The organism is Paeniglutamicibacter sp. NPDC091659 (assembly GCF_044756805.1).
GTDB lineage: Bacteria > Actinomycetota > Actinomycetes > Actinomycetales > Micrococcaceae > Paeniglutamicibacter.
The window spans coordinates 682588-703381 of the sequence record NZ_JBIVTO010000001.1 but is presented as its reverse complement, the minus strand read 5'-3'; the positions used below and the strand labels follow the sequence as shown (position 1 = coordinate 703381).

The following is a 20794-nucleotide window of genomic DNA, read 5'->3' as shown; positions in this document are numbered from 1 at the left end:
GCCTGCTGCGTTGCTGACACTGTGTATTCGGAGTCCTCGGGCGTGCGGATTGGATGGCGGCCCGAAGTTTTTCGAACCAGCACCGCCCCGCCGCGCCAACCGCTAATCTTCGATGCCGTCGATGTCCATCTCCAGGTGCAGCGGGCCGCGCAGGATCGGGCTGATCCGGTACGGCGGCGGGTCGGTGACAAGCAGCGGGTTCCGCAGCCGCCGGGCCATCTCGGAGAGTGCGACCTGGGCTTCCATCCGGGCCAGCGGCGCACCGAAGCACATGTGGATGCCGCCGCCGAAGCCGAGGTGCTCGTTGTTTTCCCGGTCCGGCACAAATCTGTCCGGGTCGGTGACGTGGCCGGGGTCGCGGTTGCCGGCGCCAAGGACCAGCGTGATGGCTGAGCCTTCCGGGATCGTGGTCCCGGCGACCTCGATGTCGGCGAGCGCCGTGCGGAACGGCACGAAGTGCACCGGGGGTTCGTAGCGCAGCAGTTCCTCGACCATCGGGATGGCAAGGTCCGGGTCATCCTTTAGCCGCTGGAGCACCTCGGGGTGGCGCAGCAGGGCCAGCGCTCCGTTGGAGATCAGGTTGACTGTGGTCTCGTGGCCCGCGATGAGCAACAGCAGACCGACGCTGACCAGTTCCTCGGTGGTCATCCTGCCTTCGGGGCCGTCGTCGGTGGCCATGGCGGAGAGCATGTCGGTGCCGGGGTTTTCCTGGTGCGCCGCGACGAGCTCGCTCATGAAGGCGTTCAGTTCCTTGCCCGCCTCCTCGCCGCGCGCCTTCTGTGTTTCGAGGTCCAGGCTGGGGTCGGTGGATTGCAGGGCCATGTCCACCCAGACGCGGAAACGGGCCTTGTCCTCGTCGGGGACCCCCAGCAGCTCGCAGATCACCGACACCGGGAACGGGTAGGCCAGGTCCTCGACGAAGTCGATCCGGGTCTTTCCCTCCATCTTGTCGATCAAGTCGGTGACCAGCCGCAGCATCTTGGGTTCCAGGTCCGAGACCCGACGCGGCGCGTTCGGCGGCCCGAAATGCCGCATGGCCAGCCGCCGCATGCGGTCGTGCTCGGGAGGGTCCATCAGCAGGAAGGTCTTGGACATCATCTGCCGGCCGTCGACTTCCCCGTCCCCCTCTGTCTGGGCCGCGGTCGCGGCTTCGATCCTTTCCTCGGCGCCGCGCACGCCCGCCGCTTCGGCCGCCATCGCCAACGCGTGGGGATTGCGGCTCAGGTCGGAGCTGACCCGCGGGTCGTGCAACAGCGAGACTATTTCCGCGTAGGTGCTCACGAGGAAGGCGCCGTCGGGCAGCTGGCTCACGGGAGTCTTGCGCATCTCCTGGTACAGCGGATAGGGGTCGGGCCGGTTGGAGTAGTCCAGGACCCGGTCCCAGATGCTTGGCACGGTCATGATGCTGGCTCCTTGGTTCGTGCGGAGGATTGACTGGCGCCGGTCCTTCAATGGCCGGCAGGGGAAGTTAGCGCAGCGGCGTGCGGTTCAGCGTGGCGCGGCGCTCCCCCGGGTCGTGCCCCGTCACCACGACCGTCGCGTCCTGGGTGGGGCTGGCCATGGCGTGGAACCCTGCGGGGACCGGCTCCGCGTGCGTGGGCTCGTCGACCAGTGCGAGCGGCGGCGGGAAGGGGGCGGCCCGCTCGATCAGCGGTTCGTAGAACTCCACCCACTTGTTCTGGTTGAAGGCGACGGCCGCGACGATGCGGCCCTTGTAGCCGTAGACGGCCAGGAACCGGCGCTGGGCCACGGAACCCTGGGTGATGACGACCTGGTCGGCTACGGACGGCACCCCCACGCTTTTGATTTCGTGGCCGAACTGGACCGACCAGAACTTCGGGACGGCCAGGTGCGGCCAACGTCCCGGCTGCCCGGTGACCATGTTGTGCGCCGCCACCTCCGCCTGGGAGACGACGTTGCCCCAGTGCTCGATGGCCAGGAACTGGTAGCCGAACATCGGCTGCGGGGCCCGTGCCACGTCGCCGGCGACGAAGATGTCGTCGGTGACAAGACCGTTCGCGTCGATGACGCGGCAACCCGCATCGCAGGCAACGCCCCAGGGGCCGCAGGCCAGCCCCGAGTCCTCCAGCCAGTCGACGTTGCGGATCACTCCGAGGGCCGCGACGGCCACGTCGACCTCGAGGGTCGTGCCGTCGGACAGGAGGACCCTGCGCAATTGCCCGGTCGAATCCCCCTCCAGAGCCGTGACCCGGACACCGCAACGCAGGTCGACGCCGTTCTCCTTCTGGATTTCCCCGGCGATCGCGCCGATCACCCCGCCCAGCGCGGCCCCGAGCGGGGCCGGTCCCGCCTCGGCCACCGTCACGTCCAGGCCCAGCTCGATGCAGACTGAGGCGATCTCCGAGCCGATGAACCCGGCACCGATGACCAGCACACGCTTGGGGCGTGCTGCCAGCAGCTCCTGCAGCCGGGCGCCGTCCTCGCGGGTGCGCAGGGTCAGCACGCCCTTCAGCGCGGCTTCCTCCGAGTTCGGCCAGGGCCGGGCCCGCACTCCCGTACTGATCAGCAGCTTGTCGAAGCCGAGCGCGGTGCCGTCGGCAAGGCGCACCTGCTTGCCGTGCAGGTCCAGCCCCGTGGCCGCGACCCCCAGCCTCCAGTCCGCGTCGATCTCGCGCTGCCGGGGCAGGTCCGTGTGTTCGGGGGAAACCATTCCGGCCGGGACCTGCTTGGACAGCGGCGGCCTGTCGTAGGGCTCGTGCGGCTCGTCGCCGACCAGGGCCAAGGACCCCGCGAAGCCCTCCTCGCGCAGCTTCTCGGCCGCCCGCAGTCCGGCCAGCGAGGCACCGACGATCACGATTCGCCCGGTCTGCATGAAGGTGTCCTGGCTGCCGTCGCCGGAGGCGGCTTCCTTCGGCGGTGCGCCGGGGCGGGACGGGGTTGCGGCCCCCTCCACCCTGTCGAGCGTGATGGCCTGGACCGGGCACGCGGCCGCGGCACGCAGCACGCGCCGGCGCTGCTCCTCGGAGGGATTCGGGTCATAGACCAGCGCTTCGTCGCCCTGGATGGAAAAGACATCCGGCGCGAGGAAGGCGCATTGTGCATAGCCTTGGCATTTGGTGAGGTCGACGACGAGTCGCATATCGAACTCTTTCCTTGTTCCGACCCTGGGGCATCATTTTTGAGTCTAGGCCTGGCACCGGGGCAGGGAAAGGGCGGCAGCTGGCAGTACCGTGTGAGCGCCTTGCGGCAGCCGCCGGGGCTCCGTTCGCGTGGCTCTCGGACGGGCGAAAGCGACGCGCGCAAACACGGATCGGCGTCGGTTCCGGAGGGGTCCAAGAACTTGCAGCGCTGGCCCGATCCGGTGGTCGTCCGCGTATTGACCGGTCTTCCGGGCAGGTGCAAACTTAATGCGAGCTGGGGGGGAAAATCCGGAAGGAGCCCACCATGGGCTGGCATATTGAAGGCACATACTTCGAAAACTGCAATTGCGATTCCATCTGTCCCTGCGCAACCTCGGGGTTTACCGCACCGGCCGACTACGAACGTTGCCAAGTGGCGCTGGCGTTCCACGTCGATACCGGGGAGATCAACGGCATTGAAGTCGGCGGGCTTACGGTTTGCCTGGTCGGCGACGCCCCGCAGATGATGAGCGAGGGTGGCTGGAAGATCGGCGTGCTGATGGACGCGGCAGCTTCTCCCGAACAGGCAGAGGCCCTCGGCTCCGTGTTCGGCGGACAAGCAGGCGGGCCGATGGCGGGCCTGGTCCCGCTGATCGGCGAGATGGCCGGCATGGAGTCCCACGAGATCAATTATTCCGACGACGGACGCCGCCACCGGGTCCAGGTGGGCGACGCCATCACCGTCGACGTCGAGGACTTCGTTTCCCCGCTCGATGCCACGGGACTGGGGGTCCGGGTCAGCGGCGTCGGCTTCCCCGCGGACACCTTGGCCGCAGGCACCGGCAGCACCGGCACCGTCGATGTCTTCGGAATGGAATGGGACAATGCCGGCAAGAACTCCTTCTCGGCACCCTTCACCTGGGCGGCCTGACACGGCCAGGCGCGCAGCCCTCACGGTAATGCCTCTTCCGGGGTTGCTGACCCTGCTGGCTTGCGCCCTGGTTGCCTGGTATTTCACCATCCTGGCTGCGGCCCGCATGCCCGTTGGCCCAGGCACGATGGGTCTGGGCCTGTTCGGGTACTTGGTCGGCTGGGAACTGATGATGTCGGCGATGATGTTGCCGGCGCTGGCGCCCCTCTTGGGCGTGTATCTCAGGTCCCTCCGGTCGGTGCCCAACGGCTGGATCAGGACGGCCCGCACCGTGGCCCTCGTCGCCGGCTATCTGGCGGTCTGGGCGTTGTTCGGCATCCTGGCCTACGGTGCCGCGGCACTCGGTGGGGCCTTGGCCGCGCGGGCACCGGCGGCCGCGCCGTGGGTGGGCGCCGTCCTGCTGGTAGCGGCCGGGGCCTACCAGCTCACGCCGCTGAAGAATCTCTGCCTCCGGCACTGCAGATCCCCCGTGACGTTGCTTCTGCACGTATCGGGCTACAAGGGTCCGCTGCGCGACGTGCGGACCGGCATCTACCACGGGGCGTACTGCACCGGATGCTGCTGGGGCCTGATGCTCGTGCTGATCGTCGTCGGCACCATGAACCTGGCGTGGATGGCCGTCATTGCGGCGGTGGTCCTTCTGGAAAAGACGTGGCGGCACGGGGTCGCTTTCAGCCGCGTCGTCGGCGTCTGCCTGATCGCCTTCGCCCTCGTCGTTCCGTTCTTCCCCGGGCTGTTGCCGGGACTGCACCTCGACCCTGCCATGGATCCGGGCATGGATCCCGGAATGGACATGTAGGGGCCCGACAGTTTTCCGGGAACTCGCGAGTGTCCCCAAGAATGGCCTAGGCGTCGTGGCTCTCGTCGTAGTCGTCGCGTGCCTGCAGGATCAGCGCGGCATGGTCCTGCGACCATTCCCGGATGACTTCCAGCGGGCCGAGCACCGTGCGGCCCAAATCCGTGAGCTCGTACTCCACGCGCGGCGGAACCTCGGGGTAGATGGTGCGGTTCAACAATCCGTCACGTTCTAGCGAGCGCAGCGTCTGGGTGAGAACCTTGGGGGTGACGCCGCCGATGTCGCTGCGCAGTTGGGAGAAGCGACGTGGTCCGTCTTTCAGGGCCAGGAACACCAGCGGCGTCCATTTGTCGCCGAGCCGCTGCATGATGACCCGCGACGGGCAGCCGAGGGTCATGACATCGAAATCCTTGGCCTCAGTATCCATGCGGTAACCATATTACGTTGAGGTACTCGGTATCAAGTGGATACTATTGAGAAACTTACCCGGCGCGGGACGCCAGAACCCGCACCAGCAACCCGAAGGGAACGCATCATGAAAATTGCCGTTTACGGAGCAACCGGCATGGTTGGCAGCCAGATCGTTGCCGAAGCCTTGAACCGCGGACACCAGGTCACTGCCGTTTCACACTCGGGCAAGACCGTCGAGGGAACCACCAGCGCCACGGCCAACCTGAGCGACATTTCCGCCTACCGCAAGCTCGCCGCCGAGAACGACGTCGTCGTGCTCGCCGTTCCGCCATCGCGCACCGGCGAGGACCACCAGGCCTTCATCGACGCCCACGAGGAAATCTCCGAGACCCTCGTCCCGGCACGCCTCTTTGTCGTTGGCGGAGCCGGCGCCACCGAGGTCAACGGCGTCCGCTTGGTTGACACCCCGGGCTTCCCCGAGGCCTACATGCCCGAGGCCCGCACCATGGGCACCATCCTGGACTTCTACACCTCGGCTTCCGGCCTGGACTGGACCATGCTGGCCCCGGCACCGGCAATCGCACCGGGCCCGGCCACCGGGTCGATTGTATTGGGCAACGATTCGCCGGCCGGCGACCACGTGAGCACCGGCGATTTTGCCGTCGCCGCGCTCGACGAGATCGAGGACCCGAAGCACCTGCACCGCCGCTTCACCGTGGCCAGCGCCTAACCAAGGCCTGGCGCCAGGGCGTGTGTCGCAACCCCACTTGGGGTTGCGACACACGCTCTGCCGCGTTTAGCCAACAGTCAATCGCGCGCCGGCGACTATGACCTCGCGCACAGTGTCGACCCCATCAGCATCGGCTGATCTATGGTGGATGCGGTGCGCGCACGTTGATGTGCTGTGCCCGACCCCCACGACATCATCTTCATGCAGGAAGTTGTTCCATGATTCACGCCCGCACCCTGGCACCCCGCGTTCTGTCCACGAGCGCCATGCTGGCCGCCGCCCTTCTCCTGGCAGGCTGCACCTCCACCCCCGCCCCGGCCCCGGGAGCCGGCAACGACGCCGGAACCCCGGTATCCGGCGGCACCCTGGTCTACGCCTCCGGCGACGCCGAGCCCAGCTGCCTGGACCCGCACGTGGGCGGCAACTACCCGCAGGCTCTGGTCTCCTCGCAGTACCTCGAGACGCTCTACACCAAGGACGCCAAGGGCGAACTGGTCCCGTGGCTGGCAAGCGGCTCCACCGTTTCCGACGACGGACTCACGCGCACCGTGAAGATCCGCGAAGGCATCAAGTTCACCGACGGCACCGAGCTTGACGCCGCGGCCGTGAAGGCCAACTTCGAGCACCTGCGCGACCCGAAGACCGCCTCCTCCACCGGCTACCTGGCCCTGGGCAAGATCAAGACCATGAAGGCGGTCGACGCCTCGACCCTGGAGCTGAAGCTCTCCACCCCGGACAACGCACTGCTGGAGTCCTTCTCCATGCCGTGGGTCGCCATCGAGTCCCCCACCGCGCTGAAGCGCTCCCAGGAAGAGAACTGCGCGGCCCCGGTGGGCACCGGCCCGTTCAAGGTCGAATCCTGGAAGAAGCAGGACTCGGTGAACCTGGTCCGCAACGCCGACTACGTCCAGCCAACCGACTCCCCGTCCCACGCGGGCCCCGCCTACCTTGAGGGCATCACCTGGCGCTTCATTCCGGAGGCGGCAACCCGCTACGCGGCCCTGCAGGCCGGCGAGGTCAACATCATCGACAACGCGCAGCCGGACACCATTGCCGCCGCCGCGAAGAACGACACCATCAAGCACCTCGATGCCCCGCGTCCCGGCGCCTCCAACCGCATCGAGCTGAACTCCTCCAAGGCGCCGTTCGACGACGTGCGCGTGCGCGAGGCCTTCATCCACGCGGTGAACGTCAACGCCGGCGTCGACTCGCTCTTCTTCGGCACCGCCAAGCGATCCTACTCCCCGCTCTCCAGCGTCGAGCCGCTGGGCTTCAGCGAGGAATCGCTCTTTGCCTACGACCCGGCCAAGGCCGGCGAGCTGCTTGACGCAGCCGGCTACACGCAGCGCGACGCCGAGGGCTACCGCACCAAGGACGGCAAGCGCCTGTCCCTGGTCTTCCCGGTGAGCACCAGCCAGTCGATCCCCGCCGAGCAGTCGCTCTTCGAGCAGCTGCAGGCCACCGCCAAGGAATCCGGCATCGAGATCAAGATCAACCTGCTGGACCTTTCCAGCTGGTACGGCGAATTATTCCAGCACAACTACAACCTGGTCTCCGCCCCGTACACCAAGGTCGGCCCGAGCGTGCTGAGCATCCTCTTCCACTCGGATTCCACGATCCCCGCCCCGTCGGGCTACTTCGCCAACCTGTCCCAGGTGAAGAACCCGGAGCTGGACAAGCTGCTGGAAACCGCGGGTTCCACCAAGGACGACGCCGAGCGCAAGGACCTGTACGCCAAGGCTCAGAAGCTGGTGCTTGAGGGTTACTACCTGCTTCCGTTGTACGATCAGCAGAACCACTTCCTGTACTCGGCCAAGACCCAGGGCGTGGGGACCACCACCGCGGTTGCCTCGCCGACGTTCTTCGACACCTGGCTCAGCAAGTAACCACCCCGGCCTAGGCCGCCGCACCACCAGCGAGCACCACCAGCGAACGAAGATCCCGCCCACCGATGAAACCGCCACCGCGATCCGGCACGCGACTTGGGAAAGTCGCCTACTGGACGCTGGGCAAAATCGGTGGCGGGATCTTTGTGCTGTGGGCCGTCGCCACCGCGATCTTCTTCGGGATCCGGATGATTCCAGGCGACCCGGCGGAGGCGATCATGGGCGGCCCCGGCTCGCAGGCCTCGGCCGAGGCGCTGGCGCTGGCCCGCGCCGAATACGGGCTTGACCAGCCGTTGCCGATCCAATACTTCGGCCAGCTGTGGCGGCTGGCCACCGGCGACCTCGGCACCTCCTACTCGCTGAAGGTCCCCGTGGCCGAGGTGCTCGGCGAGCTGGTGCCGCCCACGCTCACGCTCGCTGTGCTGTCCCTGCTGGTCGCCTGGGTGCTGGCGCTTGCCGTGGCCACCGCCTCCATCCGCAGCGGCGCGGCCGGGCGCGCGCTGGCCTCCGGGCTGGAGATCGTCTCCGCCGCCGTCCCGCACTTCTGGCTGGCCAGCGTGCTGATCCTGCTCTTTTCCACCACACTGGACTGGCTGCCGCCGGTGAGCACGCAGACCCCGGCCGGGCTGGTGCTGCCCGTGGCCACCCTGGCGCTGCCGCTGGCCGGGTTCCTGGGGCAGGTCATGCGCGACTCGATGCTCGATGCCCACACCTCCTCCTTTGCGCTCTCCGCACGGGCGCGCGGCGAGAGCGAGAACGGGGTGCTGCTGCGCCACGCCCTGCGCCACGCGGCGCTGCCCGGCATCGCGCTCTCCGGCTGGGCGTTCGGCTCCCTGCTCTCCGGCGCGGTGGTGGTCGAGTCGATCTTCGCCCGCCCGGGGCTGGGCCGCAGCCTGCTCTCCGCGGTGACCGCGCGCGACATCCCGATGGTCACGGGCGTCGCGCTGCTTTCGGCCGCCGCCTACGTGGTGATCATGGCGTTCTCCGACCTCGCCGAGCGCCTCGCCGACCCCAGGGTGCGTGCGGCATGACCCTGGTGAAACACGAACCGCCGCACGAGCTGCCACCCGGCGACCCGGTGCTCGCCGGGCACCGGAGCAAGCTGCGGGCCCTCGGCGGTTCCCACGAGTGGGTTGCCCGGCTCCGGCTGGCCTTCCCGGTGCTGGTACTCGGCTTCTTCGTGCTCGCCGCCATCGTTCCCTCCTGGCTGGCCCCCTTCGACCCGCTGGCCATCAACCCCGCCGACGCGTTCTCTCCCCCGGGCCCCGGCCACCTGCTGGGCACCGACGAATCCGGGCGCGACATCTACTCGCGCATCATCCACGGCGCACGCCCCTCGCTGCTGATCGGCGCCGCAGCCACGGCCATCGGGCTGGGCCTCGCGCTGGTCCTGGGCACGGTCGCCGGCTTCGGCGGCCGCTGGCTGGATGCAGGCGTCGGGCGTTTCCTCGAGGTGCTCTTTGCGCTGCCCGGGCTGCTGCTGGCCCTGGTGTTCATCGCCCTGGCCGGACCCGGCGTGGGCACCACGGTGGTCGCCGTCGGGCTGACCACCGCGCCCGGCTACGCCCGGCTGATCCGCGGCCAGCTCATCGCGCTGCGCAACTCCCCCATGGTGGAGGCCGCCACGGTGTTGGGTCGCAGCCGCGCCAGGATCCTCACCACCCACCTGCTGCCCAACGCGCTGGCCCCGATCGCGGTGCTCGGCACCCTGGGACTGGGCCAGGCCGTGCTCTGGGCCGCCTCGCTGAGCTTCCTGGGCCTCGGCGCCCCGCCGCCGGCCCCCGAGTGGGGTGCGATGCTCTCCGCCGGGCGCACCTACCTGTCCCTGGCCTGGTGGATGACGTTCTTCCCCGGCCTGGCCATCGTGCTGGTCGCCGCCGCCGCCACGGTGCTCTCGCGTCTGCTGAACACGGAGGGCGGGAAGCGATGAACGGATCCGTTCCCGCGCTCGAGGTGCGCAACCTCAACGTCTCCTTCGGCGCCAACCACGTGGTCCGCGACGTGTCGTTCTCCCTGCAGCCGGGCTCCTGCCTGGCGCTGGTCGGGGAATCCGGTTCGGGCAAATCCGTCACGGCGCGCTCGCTGATCGGCTTGGCAGGCCCCCGCTCCTTGGTGCGGGCCGAGGCCATGTCCCTGGCCGGCCGCGACGTCCGGGCACTGGGCCAACGTGCGTGGCGCGGGCTGCGCGGCAAGGACGTCGGCTTCATCCTGCAGGACGCGCTGACCTCGCTGGACCCGCTGCGCAGGATCGGCCGGGAAATCGACGACGCGCTGCGCCTGCACACCGACGTTTCCCCCGCCCAACGCGCTTCCCGCGTGCTGGAGTTGCTGGAATCCGTGGGGCTGGATGACCCGGCGCTGCGGGCCGGGCAGCTCTCCGGGGAACTGTCCGGGGGCATGCGCCAGCGCGCTCTGATAGCCTCCGCCATCGCCCTGGACCCTGCGCTGCTCATCGCCGACGAGCCGACGACCGCCCTTGACGCCACGATCGCCGCGCAGGTGCTGGACCTGCTGGGCGAGCTGCGCCAACAGGGCTCGGCCATGCTGATGATCAGCCACGACCTGGCCGCGGTGTCCCGGGTGGCCGATTCGATCGCCGTCATGCAGTCGGGGCGCATCGTGGAATCGGGTCCCGCCGAACAGGTCCTCGGCGACCCGCAACACGAGTACACCAAGCGGCTGCTGCGCGCGGTGCCGGCCGGCAAGCCGCGCCACACCAGGCTCTCCCCCGCCGCCGAAACCCCGTCCGGCATCGAAGTCCAGGCGGGACCGTCCCCCGCCCAAGACCCCGTCCCGGTGATCACGGCCCGGTCGTTGTCGAAGACCTTCCGGGCCCCGGGACGCAAGGACTTCGCTGCGGTATCGGATGTCGGATTCGAACTCCTGGCCGGGCAGACCCTCGGCGTGGTCGGCGAATCCGGGTCGGGCAAGACCACCACCGCACGCATGGTGCTGGGGCTGTTGGCCCCGGATAGCGGCTCCGTCGAGCTCTTCGGCGAGCAGTGGAGTGCCCTGCGCGAATCGGAACGCCGGGCCACGAGGCCGAAGCTCGGGGCCATCTACCAGGACCCGCTCTCCTCCTTCGACCCGCGCATGAGCGTGGAGAAGCTGCTGGCCGACGCCCTCAGCGCCGGGGCCACCCGCAACCCGCGGGCCCACCGGGCGCGCATCGACGAGCTGCTCGGATTGGTGGGGCTGGAGACCTCGCTGTCGGCCCGGAACCCCGCCACGCTTTCCGGCGGGCAACGCCAACGACTGGCGATCGCCCGGGCTCTGGCGCCGAACCCGCGCGTGCTCATCTGCGACGAACCCGTTTCCGCGCTGGATGTCTCGATCCAGGCGCAGGTCCTCGACCTGCTCGATGACCTGCAGCGCAAGCTGGGCCTCAGCTACCTGTTCATTTCCCACGACCTTGCCGTGGTCAGGCACATGAGCGACGACGTGTTGGTCATGCAGGGCGGATCCGTCGTGGAATCAGGGCCCGTCGAGTCAGTCTTCAACGACCCGCAGCACCCCTACACCCGGGCGCTGCTCAGCGCCTCTCCGAGGATCTTCGCCGGCGATTGAGCCGGATGCGAACCTGGTTCAGGCGTAGAAGTATTGCGCCCCCATGCAGCTGTGGCAACTCCTCTTGCACCGGCAACGCAATCCAGGACTTCGACGGCTACGAACACCACTACAACGAAGGATACGACGGTTGGCCAAGCCGCCCGATCCGGGCGCAAACTGTCGGAGCGTGGCGAGATGCTTTAAGCAAAACCCGGACCCTCCAAACCGGCCCTCAGGCCGATCCCAACCCCACAAGCCGCAGGACCCCAAGGACCCCGAAATGCGCACCCAAGTAGCAGCCGAAACCCTCTCCATCGGCAGCGTAACCGCCACCATCACCGACCGCACCGCGGCAGGCGCCCCGGTTGCCACGCATTTTGTGGTCACGGTCCCCACCACGGTCCTGCCGGCCGACCGGCTGGGATGGGCCATGTGGCACCTGCGCCGGTTCCTTGAGGATCACGCCCCGGCGGTTGTCCCGGCCGTGGTCCGCTACGAGGTCAAGTCGTTCACCGCCGCCGTCTCGTTTATCTTCAGCTGAGCCGCTCCCGGGCAAGGAACCAGCCGATCATTCGGCCGAACGTGCCGCCCGGATGAAGTCGGCAATCAGCCCGTTGTCCTTGATCCCGCGGCTTGATTCGACCCCGCTTGAAACATCGACGCCGCTTGGCTTGAGGGTATTGACCAGTCCCGCGACATTGCCCGGGTTGAGTCCCCCGGCCAGAAGCCACATGCCCGCAGGCGGTTCGGCCAGCACGTTCGTGGCGTCAAAGGTGACACCCGCTCCCGGCTCCACGGCGTCGATCAGGATGCGTTCCGCATCCCACAGCGAACGCTCCTTTGCCGGCAGCGCCTCGAACGCGTCGACGGAAAAGGCCCGCAACGTCTTGAACCCCGCGGCCTGCAGCACCCGGACGTCTTCGATCGGTTCGTCCCCGTGCAGCTGCACGGTGCTCACGGCCGCACGCTTCGCGATGTCCAGGACCTCGGCCAGCGGTTGGTTGCGGAAGACGCCAACGGTTTCGACGGACTTTGGCACTGTCCCGCCGAGCGTGCGCGCCAGTTCGGCATCCACGGTGCGGGGGCTGCCCGGTGCGAAGACGAACCCCACCGCGTCGGCCCCGGCGTCAACGGCCGCGGCGATGGACTCGGGAGTGCTCAGCCCGCAGATCTTGATGTACAGCTGTGGCATTGGTGTTCTTCTCCGTCGCAAGTCCTTGGTTACCCCATCAATGGTATCCAGTGGCGCCGCGCCGGCTTGGATCCGTGACCTGCGCACGGCCTCGCGGTGAGGCCGCTACTTCTCCGGCACCGCCTCGACGCTGAGCATCAGCGCCACCATCTGCTTGTACCCGGTCGTATCCATCATCTTGATGGCGTCTCCGAGGCTGACGTCTTGAACCTTGAATCCCAGGCTCTTGGCGAAGCCGTTGGTGGTTTCCAGCATCGCGGAAACGCCCTTGCGCGGGTGGAAATAGGCGATCTGCGGAAGCTCGTCGCGATCGGCAGCCAGGACCGCGTCGTCAACCATGAGGGCCGCCGTCCGGTAGTTCTCCCTGGTGGGGGTGTTTGCCAGCGAGTGCTCGAAGAGAACCACCGTTGGAGCCGCCAGGTTGGAATCCAGCTTGATCGTTTCAAGCCGGGTCCGCACATAGGTGGCGTCCCCGGAATTGTCGTCGGCGGAGTCGGCGCTGAATTCTGCGATTTGAATGCCGTTGGGGTCGACGATGTTCCATTTGGCATACGGGTTCTTTCTGGGATCCCCCGCGGGTTCACAGCCTTCGCAGTCCTTTTTGGCCACGATTCTCCACTCGGCCGGGTACTTGAAACTGACGCCGAAAGTTTCAAATGACTTCCACTCGGAGGTGTCGACCCGTGGCGCCTGGGTGGGTGGCGGCGTCGGGGCTCCGGACGTGGCAGCCGGGGATTGCAGCCCGGTTCCGCTCGGGGCAGAGCCCGGTATCGGCGTGGCAGCGCACCCGGCCGCAAGGGTCACCGCCGCGGCCGCACCGAGCCAGTAAACAAGGGGCTTACGGCGCACGGGGAAGCGGACCGGGCTGTGGATGGTGGCGTGCATGGCCGTTCTCCTTGAGCAAGGGTGCCTGGGTGAAAACCTGCTTGCCACAAATGTGCCCGATCCGCTCCTTAAAGCCAAGAGACCGGGTCCACACACCCCGTTTCCAGGGCGTCGGACTCGGTCTCTTGGATCGCGAACCGGGTTAGTCGAGCAGCAGCGCGGGCTCCTGCATGATGGCGGCGACATCGGCCATGAAGCGGGCCGACAGGTCCCCGTCGACCACGCGGTGGTCGAAGGAGCCGCCGAGGGTGGTGATCCAGCGAGGAACAACCTGGCCGTCGACGACCCACGGCTTCTGGCGGATGGTGCCGAAGGCGACGATCGCCACCTCGCCGGGGTTGATGATCGGGGTTCCGGTGTCGATCCCCAGCACGCCGATGTTGGTCACCGTCAGCGTGCCGCCGGTCATGTCTGCCGGGCTGGTCTTGCCGGCGCGCGCGGTCTCGGCCAGGTCGTTCAGGGCGATGGCCAGCTCGCGCATGGACAGGTCCTGCGCTTCCTTGATGTTCGGCACCATCAGTCCGCGCGGGGTGGCCGCGGCGATGCCCAGGTTCATGAAGTGCTTGACCTGGATCTCCGCGCCGTTTTCGGTCTCGACCCAGGAGGCGTTGACGGAAGGGTTGCGGGCCGCGGCCCAGATGACGGCCTTGGCCAGAACCAGCAGCGGGGAGACCTTGATGCCTTCGAAGTCGCGGCTCTTCTTCAGGCGTGCCACGTATTCCATGGTGCGGCTGGCATCCACGTCGACGAAGATCGACACGTGCGGTGCCGTGAACGCCGAGTCGACCATGGCCTTGGCCGTGGCCTTGCGGACGCCGCGCACCGGGGTGCGGATGATGCGGTGGTCCAGCTCCACGCCCTTCGGGGACCAGAACGTCGGGGCCGCGTCGCGTTCGGCCTCGCGCTGCGCCTTGTAGGAGAGCACGTCCTCGCGGGTGATCTCGCCCTTGCCTCCGGTGCCGATGACCTCGGTCAAATCGATGCCGAGCTCCTTGGCGACCTTGCGGACCGGAGGCTTGGCCAGCACGCGGTTCACGAGTGCGGCGACCGCCGGCTTGGCTGCGGCGGTCAGCCGCGTTCCGGCGGCACCGAGCTCGGTGGCGCGGCGGGAAATGGTGTCGGCCAGCGCGGCGGGCGTTGCCGGTGCCGTTGTCGCTGCCGGGGCCGGGCGGCTTGCGGCAGCGGGCTCGGGGCGCGAGACGCGGGCGCGGCGCTTCACGGCGTCGGCCTTCGGCCCGGAGCCGACCAGCGGGCCCGGCTCCTCACTGGCCACCGGGGTGTCCGCCTCGGCGATGTCGGCAACCGCCGGCACGTTGGTCAGCGGCTCGGGCTGGCTGCCGACCTCGTCCACGGTGAACAGCGGCGCACCCACGGCAAGGGTCTCGCCCTCGGCCGCGTGCAGGGCCTTGACCACGCCGGCGTACGGGCTCGGCAATTCCACGAGCGACTTGGCCGTCTCGATCTCGGCAAAGACCTGGTTGATGGCCACGGTGTCCCCTGGCTTGACTTTCCAGCTGACGATTTCCGCCTCGGTGAGGCCTTCGCCGACGTCGGGAAGATTAAAGGTGCTCATCGTCTGACTCCTTAAGGGAACGTTGATGGGTCTGTGGCGCGCAAACGCACCGGTTGAGGTGGGCGGGCGTGCCTAGTAGGCGAAGGAGCGGTCGAGCGCCTCGAGGACCTTGTCGATGTCCGGCAGGTACTGTTCCTCGACCTTGGCCACCGGGTAGGGCATGTGGAATCCGCCGACGCGGATGACCGGTGCCTCCAGGGAGAGGAAGGCCCGCTCGGTGATGCGGGCGGCGATTTCTCCGCCGAGTCCGCCGAAGGTCGGGGCCTCGTGGGTGACGATGAGCCGTCCGGTCTTTTCCACCGACTCGGTGATGGTGTCGAAGTCGATCGGGGACACCGAACGCAGGTCGATGACCTCCACGGATCGCCCGTCCTCGCGCGCGGCCTCCGCCGCGGCAAGCGCCACGGGGACCAAGGGGCCGTAGGTGACGATGGTGGCGTCCTCGCCGGGGCGGATCACCTGCGCCTTGAAGGCGTCGGCGGCCGGGCGCTCGGTGTCGACCTCGCCCTTGAGCCAGTAGCGGCGCTTGGGTTCGAAGAAGATCACCGGGTCCTGGCACGCGGCGGCCTGCTGGATCATCCAGTAGGCGTCGTGCGCGTTGGACGGCGCCATGATGCGCAGGCCCGCGGTGTGCGCGAAGAGCGCCTCCGGGGATTCGGAGTGGTGTTCGATGGAACCGATGCCGCCGCCGTACGGGATGCGGATGACCACCGGGGCGCCGAAGCGGCCCTCCGAGCGGGCGCGCATCTTGGCAAGCTGCGTGGTGATCTGGTTGAACGCGGGGAACACGAAGCCGTCGAACTGGATCTCGGCGATCGGCGAGTAGCCGCGGATGGCCATGCCGATGCTGGTGCCGATGATTCCGGCCTCGCCCAGCGGGGAGTCGATGACCCGGTCGGGACCGTAGGTGTCGATCAGCCCGTCGGTGACGCGGTAGACGCCGCCAAGGCGTCCGATGTCCTCGCCGATGAGCAGGGACTTGGGGTCGTCGGCAAGGACCTTGTCCAGTCCGGCGGTGATGGCCTTGGCCAGGGTCATGGTGGTGGTGCTCATCGGGTGGCCCCTTCCTCGGTGTTCTCTGCGAAACCTGCCTCGTATTCCAGGTGCCACTTGAGCTCCTCCTGGATCAGCGGGTGCGCCTCGGCATACACATTGGCGAAGGACTGCGCCAGTTCGGGTTCGGGGAACGCCATGGCTTCCTCGCGAACGCGGCTTGCCATGGCGTGGCCGTCGGCGACGACCTGTTCGAAGAACGCCTCGTCGGCCAGGTTGTTGTCGCGCAGGTGCTTCTCAAGCCGGGCCACCGGGTCGCGGCCGACCCAGGCTTCCTCGTCGGCACTCATGCGGTACTTCGTGGGGTCGTCCGCCGTGGTGTGTGCGCTCATGCGGTAGGTGACGGCCTCGATCAGGGCCGGTCCCTCTCCGCGGCGGGCGCGTTCCAGGGCCCAGCGGGTGACGGCCAGGACGGCGAGGACGTCGTTGCCGTCAACGCGGATTCCGGGGAAACCGTAGCCGGCGGCGCGCTCAGCCAGGGGAACCTTTGACTGCACGTGGAACGGCACGGAAATCGCCCACTGGTTGTTCTGGCAGAAGAAGACCACCGGAGCCTGGAAGCTTGCGGCGAAGACCATGGATTCGTGCACTTCGCCCTCGGTGGACGATCCGTCGCCGAAGTAGGCGACGACAGCGGTGCCTTCCTTTTCCAGGCGTTCGGCGTCCCAGCCGGCCTGGTCGCGTTGCACACCCATCGCGTAACCGGTGGCGTGCGGCATCTGGGCCGCCAGCACCATGGTGTACATGTGGAAGTTGTTTTCCCGCGGATCCCATCCGCCATTGGAGATGCCCCGGAAAATGCGCAGCATCTGGGGGAAGTCGACGTTGCGGGTCAGCGCCACACCGTGTTCCCGGTAGGTCGGGAAGATGTAGTCGTTGGGTCGGGTGGCCCGACCGGATCCGATCTGGGCGGCTTCCTGCCCGCGCAACGGCACCCACAGGGCCAGTTGGCCCTGACGCTGCAGCGCGGTGGCCTCCTGGTCGAATCGGCGGGTCAGCGCCATGTCGCGGTAAAAATCGCGAAGCATTGCGGCGTCTACGTCTTGGATGTAGCTGTCGTACTCGGCATGCGAGCGACGCTCACCTTCGGGGGTCAGCAGCTGTATCAGCGTTTCGTCCGAGGGCTCGTGCACGGTTTGGGTCATACCGAGGGTCCTTACATAAATGAAATATGCCCCAATCGGAATGCATTCCGCATGGGGCATATAGCGGGTTTATTAGTTCAAGCCTAACGTTCTAAAGTCGCTGATTACGACTTATTCGCCCTAGGAAAGCGAAGAACCTTTTGGATAGTTCCGACAAAGATCCACAAAACGGGTGTTTGCCTCGACCTCGCCGATGCTCACACGCACGCCTTCACCGGCGAATCCTCGCACCGATAGCGCCTGAGTCTGTGCAATCTCAACGAACTCGGCGGTATTCGCTCCCAGTGGCAGCCAGACGAAGTTGCCTTCGGCCTGCGGAATGTCCCATCCGAGCTCCTTGAGCGCATGCACCACACGGGTACGCTCGTCGACAATCCTTTGTACCCTTTCGACAACCTGGTCGTAGTTGGCCAGCGAGGCCACTGCCGCATCTTCGGCCAGCGAGGAAACGGCGAACATGGTTGCCCCGACGCGCAGGTAGTTGGTGATCTCCGGGTGAGAGACCGAATATCCCACGCGGAGGTTTGCCAACCCGTGGGCCTTGGAGAAGGTCCGCAGCACCACGACGTTGGTGTGCTCCCGGTAGGTCTTGATGCCATCCACGGCGTTTTCGTCACGCACGAATTCCTGGTACGCCTCGTCGATGACGATCAGCACATTCGAGGGAACCTTGGCGATGAAGGACTCGACCTCGTCCTGGGTGAGGATCGGCCCGGTCGGGTTGTTGGGCGTGCACAGCAGAATGACCGAGGTGCGCTCGTTGACGGCTTCGGCCATGGCGTCGAGGTCGTGGCGGCCGTCGGCCAGCAACGGAACTTCCACGGGCAGCGCGCCCGCGGTCTGGACCACGATCGGGTATGCCTCAAAGGAACGCCACGCGTATACGACCTCGTCTTGCACGCCGTCGACGTCCTCGCCGGCAAAGGTTGCCAGGATCTGCGTCAGCGCGCCGAGCGATCCGGCCCCCGTGACGATGTCGTCGGCCGGCACGTCCAGGAACCCGGCAAGCGCGTTGCGCAGCTTGGTCGAGAGCGGATCCGGGTAGCGGTTCACCGAAACCTGTTCGCGGATCGCATCGAGCACCGCGGGGATCGGCGGCAACGGGTTCTCGTTGGAGGAGAGCTTGAATGCAGCCAACCCGGAAACCTCGGCCGGCGGTTTCCCGGCGGCATACTTTGGCATCCGCCCAATGATGGTGCGGGGCTGAACCGGATCGTGGGACACAGGGTGTTGGGTGGTCATGGTCACAGCTTATCGAATGGGGCACCTGAGAAGCGGCTGAGAAGTGCGCGTGTACGCCGATGGCTCACATAAACGTGTGCAATTATGGGGCCATGATTGCGATTATCATCCGTGTGGTTATCAATGCCCTTGGGTTGGCTGCTGCTGCGTGGGTCGTGCCAGGCATCAGCGTCACCCCTGCACCAGTCCACGACAAGACCCTGGGCATAGTTTTGGCCTACCTCACCGTGGGCCTGATTTTCGGTCTGGTCAACGCACTGATCCGACCCATCGTGAGCGTCCTGTCGCTGCCGATCACGTGCCTCACGTTGGGGCTCTTTGCCATCGTCATCAACGCGGGCATGCTCATGCTGACATCGTGGATCACCACCTACATGCCGTTCGGGCTGCACGTGAACGACTTCTTCTGGGATGCAATCATCGCCGCGCTGATCATTTCCGTGGTCTCCGCGCTGATCGGATGGATCACCCCCAACCGGAAGTAACGGGAGGGACGGCTTTCTGCTTTTCCTTCGGCGGCCGAGGACTCTCCGCGGGCCGGGGTGCCGGGGCGCCCTTGCCCGCGGGAACGACCCGCCTCAACTGGTAGGAACGCACGGTCAGGCTGCCGGACCCGGCCAGCAGGGTCGCCAGCTGGCCAGTGGATTCGGCGATGTCCGGATCCGTTGAGCCCCTGAGTTCACGGGCGTGTTCCCGGTAATTGGCCAGCTTGTGCGCCTGCCCGAATCCCGTGTTCGGCAGGTCCTCCGACGGGTCGGGACCATCGAAATAGACGGTGACCCGGTTCCGTCCCGCGGGGTTCGGCGACCCGTCGGTCCCCGGCACCATGTCCTGGCGGTCTTCCAGGTGAAACGCCTTCGTTGTCTTCGGCAGTGCCGCCAACGCCACCGGGGATCCCACCGTCAAGACATAGGACACGTCGAAGGTGTCGCTGAACCGGGTGTCCCCGGCAAGGTTTGCTGCGTGGATTCCGCCCTGGCTGTATCCGCTAAGCACGACCGTGTCGCCGGGCTTGGCACCCGCCTGCGCCAGCGCGTCCCCCACCGCCGCCGACACATGCTGGGATCCGAAACCCATGGCCTCGGCGATGCCCGCGGTGTCCCAGGGGTTCATTCCGCTGGACCCCGGCTGGACGCCGCTGAGGCCCTTGACCGACTCGAGGCCCTCGCGCAGCGGGTCCGATTGGGTGCCGGGGATGGTGACGATATGCACCGGCGGCCCGTCGCCCTGCACCGTGCTGATCAGGAGGCTGCCCGGCGGTTCCTGCTCGGCGATCGCTTGCAGGTCCAGCATCGTGTCCAGGGCACCCCTGGTTTCCAGCGTGCGGGTCCCGTTGAGTGCGGCGACCTCGACCGGCCCCGTCTGGATGAGGCCGAGCCCGGCCAGCCCGGGTCCCAGCACCGGATACAGCCGTTGGGCCACGCCCGTGTCAAAGAGCCCACCGTGTTCCCTGTCCCGCAACAGGGCCAGGCTCCCGGCCGGTCCCGGAAGCAGTGCACCGAGCATGGCCGGGGCCTGGTTGATGAGGTCCTCCATGGTGTCGGTGCTCGGGCGGCCCTTGTTTGTCGCCAGGTCCCACATGAGGATCAAGGGCAGCAGCGCACCGCGCGCATCGTTGACTTGCCGCGTGGCAAACGCCTCGGACTGTTCATAGGCGTCGCTGGCGGCTTGGACCCTGAGTGCCAGGCCGCCAGCCTCCGCCGCCCGGACCGAGCAGAGCGCCGCCAGCTCGATGACCGAGTTCGCCGCGGCAAGCACGCGCTGGCGCATCAGGACGGCGCCCAGCAGCAATAGTGCCGCGGGAGGTTGGGGCGAAAGGGCCAGCTTCGCGGCCCCCTCCAGAAGTTCGGCACCCGCCGCCGCCAGCATTGCGGAGCCCCGCTCAAGTTCCTCGAGGGAAAATTCGACCCCGCCACTCCCCCGCGACTTTCGTATCCCATCGATGCCCCTAGTTCCCCAACCCGAGTCCGCCCAGCAGCCCGATCGGCAATCCTCCCGGCATCGACACCGGTCCAAGGGTGGTCAACCCGGACAGCATCGAAGCCTCGATCTCGGCAAGGTCGGCGCGGGCGGCCCAGATTTCTCCACGTGCCGTTTCCAGCCGCGCATCAAGGTCGGCAACCTTGGAGGCCAACTCCGCGGCGCGGTCCCTGAACGCGCGGCCGGCCGGGGATTCCCATTGCAGGTTGAGCACCTCATCCAGCTGTTCCCGTGCCCGGTACACCACCGCCTGGGTGGCCACCACCCGCATCAGCATCTCGTCGGCAATTGCCTCCAACATCCCTGAATCACGTCCCCTTCGGGTTGCGGCGCTTCGCCTT

At 67.3% G+C, this 20794-nt stretch carries 20 protein-coding genes; 9 read left to right on the top strand and 11 right to left on the bottom strand.

Annotated elements, in window-relative coordinates; translation table 11 throughout:
* Positions 1-102: 102 nt before the first annotated feature.
* The gene (locus tag ACIQLF_RS03180) at positions 103-1401 is read right to left on the bottom strand and encodes a cytochrome P450 (protein ID WP_400294234.1); all 1299 of its coding nucleotides are present in this window, start codon (positions 1399-1401) and stop codon (positions 103-105) included.
* Positions 1402-1468: 67 nt separating this feature from the next.
* Positions 1469-3100: an FAD-dependent oxidoreductase gene (locus ACIQLF_RS03175; protein ID WP_400294232.1), complete on the bottom strand. Its 1632-nt coding sequence runs from the start codon at positions 3098-3100 to the stop codon at positions 1469-1471.
* 305 nt (positions 3101-3405) lie between these two features.
* On the opposite strand from ACIQLF_RS03175, the gene ACIQLF_RS03170 reads away from it, so the two are divergent.
* Both ACIQLF_RS03170 and ACIQLF_RS03165 read left to right on the top strand, forming a co-directional pair.
* The gene (locus ACIQLF_RS03170) at positions 3406-4011 is read left to right on the top strand and encodes a DUF1326 domain-containing protein (protein WP_400294230.1); all 606 of its coding nucleotides are present in this window, start codon (positions 3406-3408) and stop codon (positions 4009-4011) included.
* A gap of 28 nt (positions 4012-4039) precedes the next feature.
* Positions 4040-4810, top strand: a complete 771-nt coding sequence (locus ACIQLF_RS03165; protein ID WP_400294228.1) for a DUF2182 domain-containing protein — start codon at positions 4040-4042, stop codon at positions 4808-4810.
* A 46-nt stretch (positions 4811-4856) separates the two neighbouring features.
* Here the strand turns inward: ACIQLF_RS03165 and ACIQLF_RS03160 are convergent, their stop codons facing one another.
* The gene (locus tag ACIQLF_RS03160) at positions 4857-5234 is read right to left on the bottom strand and encodes a winged helix-turn-helix transcriptional regulator (RefSeq protein ID WP_400294226.1); all 378 of its coding nucleotides are present in this window, start codon (positions 5232-5234) and stop codon (positions 4857-4859) included.
* 108 nt (positions 5235-5342) lie between these two features.
* On the opposite strand from ACIQLF_RS03160, the gene ACIQLF_RS03155 reads away from it, so the two are divergent.
* The 6 genes from ACIQLF_RS03155 to ACIQLF_RS03130 all read left to right on the top strand — a co-directional run bounded on the left by ACIQLF_RS03155 (position 5343) and on the right by ACIQLF_RS03130 (position 11924).
* Positions 5343-5948 (top strand): NAD(P)-dependent oxidoreductase, encoded by a 606-nt coding sequence (locus ACIQLF_RS03155; RefSeq protein ID WP_400294224.1) that lies wholly within the window; start codon positions 5343-5345, stop codon positions 5946-5948.
* A 218-nt stretch (positions 5949-6166) separates the two neighbouring features.
* The gene (locus ACIQLF_RS03150) at positions 6167-7834 is read left to right on the top strand and encodes an ABC transporter substrate-binding protein (RefSeq protein WP_400294222.1); all 1668 of its coding nucleotides are present in this window, start codon (positions 6167-6169) and stop codon (positions 7832-7834) included.
* Between the two features lie 65 nt (positions 7835-7899).
* The gene (locus ACIQLF_RS03145) at positions 7900-8865 is read left to right on the top strand and encodes an ABC transporter permease (RefSeq protein ID WP_400294220.1); all 966 of its coding nucleotides are present in this window, start codon (positions 7900-7902) and stop codon (positions 8863-8865) included.
* A complete protein-coding gene (locus ACIQLF_RS03140) occupies positions 8862-9764 on the top strand; it encodes an ABC transporter permease (protein WP_400294218.1) in 903 nt (300 codons plus the stop codon). The genes ACIQLF_RS03145 and ACIQLF_RS03140 overlap by 4 nt, the downstream gene beginning before the upstream one ends.
* Positions 9761-11401, top strand: coding sequence for a dipeptide ABC transporter ATP-binding protein (locus ACIQLF_RS03135; RefSeq protein ID WP_400294216.1), 1641 nt, complete (start codon positions 9761-9763; stop codon positions 11399-11401). The genes ACIQLF_RS03140 and ACIQLF_RS03135 overlap by 4 nt, the downstream gene beginning before the upstream one ends.
* 262 nt (positions 11402-11663) lie before the next feature.
* Positions 11664-11924 carry a hypothetical protein gene (locus tag ACIQLF_RS03130; protein WP_400294214.1) on the top strand — a complete coding sequence of 87 codons (261 nt, stop codon included), beginning with the start codon at positions 11664-11666 and terminating at the stop codon, positions 11922-11924.
* Between the two features lie 27 nt (positions 11925-11951).
* Here the strand turns inward: ACIQLF_RS03130 and ACIQLF_RS03125 are convergent, their stop codons facing one another.
* The 6 genes from ACIQLF_RS03125 to ACIQLF_RS03100 all read right to left on the bottom strand — a co-directional run bounded on the left by ACIQLF_RS03125 (position 11952) and on the right by ACIQLF_RS03100 (position 18473).
* A complete protein-coding gene (locus ACIQLF_RS03125; RefSeq protein ID WP_400294213.1) occupies positions 11952-12575 on the bottom strand; it encodes a phosphoribosylanthranilate isomerase in 624 nt (207 codons plus the stop codon).
* A gap of 105 nt (positions 12576-12680) precedes the next feature.
* Positions 12681-13460: a hypothetical protein gene (locus ACIQLF_RS03120; protein ID WP_400294211.1), complete on the bottom strand. Its 780-nt coding sequence runs from the start codon at positions 13458-13460 to the stop codon at positions 12681-12683.
* A 142-nt stretch (positions 13461-13602) separates the two neighbouring features.
* Positions 13603-15033 carry a dihydrolipoamide acetyltransferase family protein gene (locus ACIQLF_RS03115; protein WP_400294209.1) on the bottom strand — a complete coding sequence of 477 codons (1431 nt, stop codon included), beginning with the start codon at positions 15031-15033 and terminating at the stop codon, positions 13603-13605.
* A 72-nt stretch (positions 15034-15105) separates the two neighbouring features.
* Positions 15106-16086 carry an alpha-ketoacid dehydrogenase subunit beta gene (locus ACIQLF_RS03110; protein WP_400294207.1) on the bottom strand — a complete coding sequence of 327 codons (981 nt, stop codon included), beginning with the start codon at positions 16084-16086 and terminating at the stop codon, positions 15106-15108.
* Positions 16083-17231, bottom strand: a complete 1149-nt coding sequence (pdhA, locus tag ACIQLF_RS03105; protein ID WP_400294205.1) for a pyruvate dehydrogenase (acetyl-transferring) E1 component subunit alpha — start codon at positions 17229-17231, stop codon at positions 16083-16085. The genes ACIQLF_RS03110 and pdhA overlap by 4 nt, the downstream gene beginning before the upstream one ends.
* A gap of 120 nt (positions 17232-17351) precedes the next feature.
* A complete protein-coding gene (locus tag ACIQLF_RS03100; RefSeq protein WP_400294203.1) occupies positions 17352-18473 on the bottom strand; it encodes a histidinol-phosphate transaminase in 1122 nt (373 codons plus the stop codon).
* A gap of 92 nt (positions 18474-18565) precedes the next feature.
* Here ACIQLF_RS03100 and ACIQLF_RS03095 point away from each other — a divergent pair, with 92 nt between their 5' ends.
* A complete protein-coding gene (locus ACIQLF_RS03095) occupies positions 18566-18958 on the top strand; it encodes a phage holin family protein (protein ID WP_400294201.1) in 393 nt (130 codons plus the stop codon).
* Here ACIQLF_RS03095 and ACIQLF_RS03090 read toward each other — a convergent pair.
* Both ACIQLF_RS03090 and ACIQLF_RS03085 read right to left on the bottom strand, forming a co-directional pair.
* On the bottom strand, positions 18939-20342 hold the full coding sequence (locus ACIQLF_RS03090) for a hypothetical protein (protein WP_400294199.1): 1404 nt from the start codon (positions 20340-20342) through the stop codon (positions 18939-18941). The two genes, ACIQLF_RS03095 and ACIQLF_RS03090, sit on opposite strands and share 20 nt — an antisense overlap.
* Positions 20343-20421: 79 nt before the next feature.
* Positions 20422-20754, bottom strand: coding sequence for a hypothetical protein (locus ACIQLF_RS03085; protein ID WP_400294197.1), 333 nt, complete (start codon positions 20752-20754; stop codon positions 20422-20424).
* Between the last annotated feature and the right edge of the window lie 40 nt (positions 20755-20794).

Excerpts from the sequence above, each read along its gene's own strand:
- ACIQLF_RS03085 (WP_400294197.1), bottom strand. The coding sequence starts at position 20,754 with ATGTTGGAGGCAATTGCCGACGAGATGCTGATGCGGGTGGTGGCCACC.
- ACIQLF_RS03180 (WP_400294234.1), bottom strand. The coding sequence starts at position 1,401 with ATGACCGTGCCAAGCATCTGGGACCGGGTCCTGGACTACTCCAACCGG.
- ACIQLF_RS03115 (WP_400294209.1), bottom strand. The coding sequence starts at position 15,033 with ATGAGCACCTTTAATCTTCCCGACGTCGGCGAAGGCCTCACCGAGGCG.
- ACIQLF_RS03125 (WP_400294213.1), bottom strand. The coding sequence starts at position 12,575 with ATGCCACAGCTGTACATCAAGATCTGCGGGCTGAGCACTCCCGAGTCC.
- ACIQLF_RS03130 (WP_400294214.1), top strand. The coding sequence starts at position 11,664 with ATGCGCACCCAAGTAGCAGCCGAAACCCTCTCCATCGGCAGCGTAACC.
- ACIQLF_RS03170 (WP_400294230.1), top strand. The coding sequence starts at position 3,406 with ATGGGCTGGCATATTGAAGGCACATACTTCGAAAACTGCAATTGCGAT.
- ACIQLF_RS03095 (WP_400294201.1), top strand. The coding sequence starts at position 18,566 with ATGATTGCGATTATCATCCGTGTGGTTATCAATGCCCTTGGGTTGGCT.
- ACIQLF_RS03120 (WP_400294211.1), bottom strand. The coding sequence starts at position 13,460 with ATGCACGCCACCATCCACAGCCCGGTCCGCTTCCCCGTGCGCCGTAAG.
- ACIQLF_RS03100 (WP_400294203.1), bottom strand. The coding sequence starts at position 18,473 with ATGACCACCCAACACCCTGTGTCCCACGATCCGGTTCAGCCCCGCACC.
- ACIQLF_RS03175 (WP_400294232.1), bottom strand. The coding sequence starts at position 3,100 with ATGCGACTCGTCGTCGACCTCACCAAATGCCAAGGCTATGCACAATGC.
- ACIQLF_RS03110 (WP_400294207.1), bottom strand. The coding sequence starts at position 16,086 with ATGAGCACCACCACCATGACCCTGGCCAAGGCCATCACCGCCGGACTG.
- ACIQLF_RS03090 (WP_400294199.1), bottom strand. The coding sequence starts at position 20,342 with ATGCTGGCGGCGGCGGGTGCCGAACTTCTGGAGGGGGCCGCGAAGCTG.
- ACIQLF_RS03155 (WP_400294224.1), top strand. The coding sequence starts at position 5,343 with ATGAAAATTGCCGTTTACGGAGCAACCGGCATGGTTGGCAGCCAGATC.
- ACIQLF_RS03160 (WP_400294226.1), bottom strand. The coding sequence starts at position 5,234 with ATGGATACTGAGGCCAAGGATTTCGATGTCATGACCCTCGGCTGCCCG.
- ACIQLF_RS03145 (WP_400294220.1), top strand. The coding sequence starts at position 7,900 with ATGAAACCGCCACCGCGATCCGGCACGCGACTTGGGAAAGTCGCCTAC.
- ACIQLF_RS03140 (WP_400294218.1), top strand. The coding sequence starts at position 8,862 with ATGACCCTGGTGAAACACGAACCGCCGCACGAGCTGCCACCCGGCGAC.
- ACIQLF_RS03150 (WP_400294222.1), top strand. The coding sequence starts at position 6,167 with ATGATTCACGCCCGCACCCTGGCACCCCGCGTTCTGTCCACGAGCGCC.
- pdhA (WP_400294205.1), bottom strand. The coding sequence starts at position 17,231 with ATGACCCAAACCGTGCACGAGCCCTCGGACGAAACGCTGATACAGCTG.
- ACIQLF_RS03135 (WP_400294216.1), top strand. The coding sequence starts at position 9,761 with ATGAACGGATCCGTTCCCGCGCTCGAGGTGCGCAACCTCAACGTCTCC.
- ACIQLF_RS03165 (WP_400294228.1), top strand. The coding sequence starts at position 4,040 with ATGCCTCTTCCGGGGTTGCTGACCCTGCTGGCTTGCGCCCTGGTTGCC.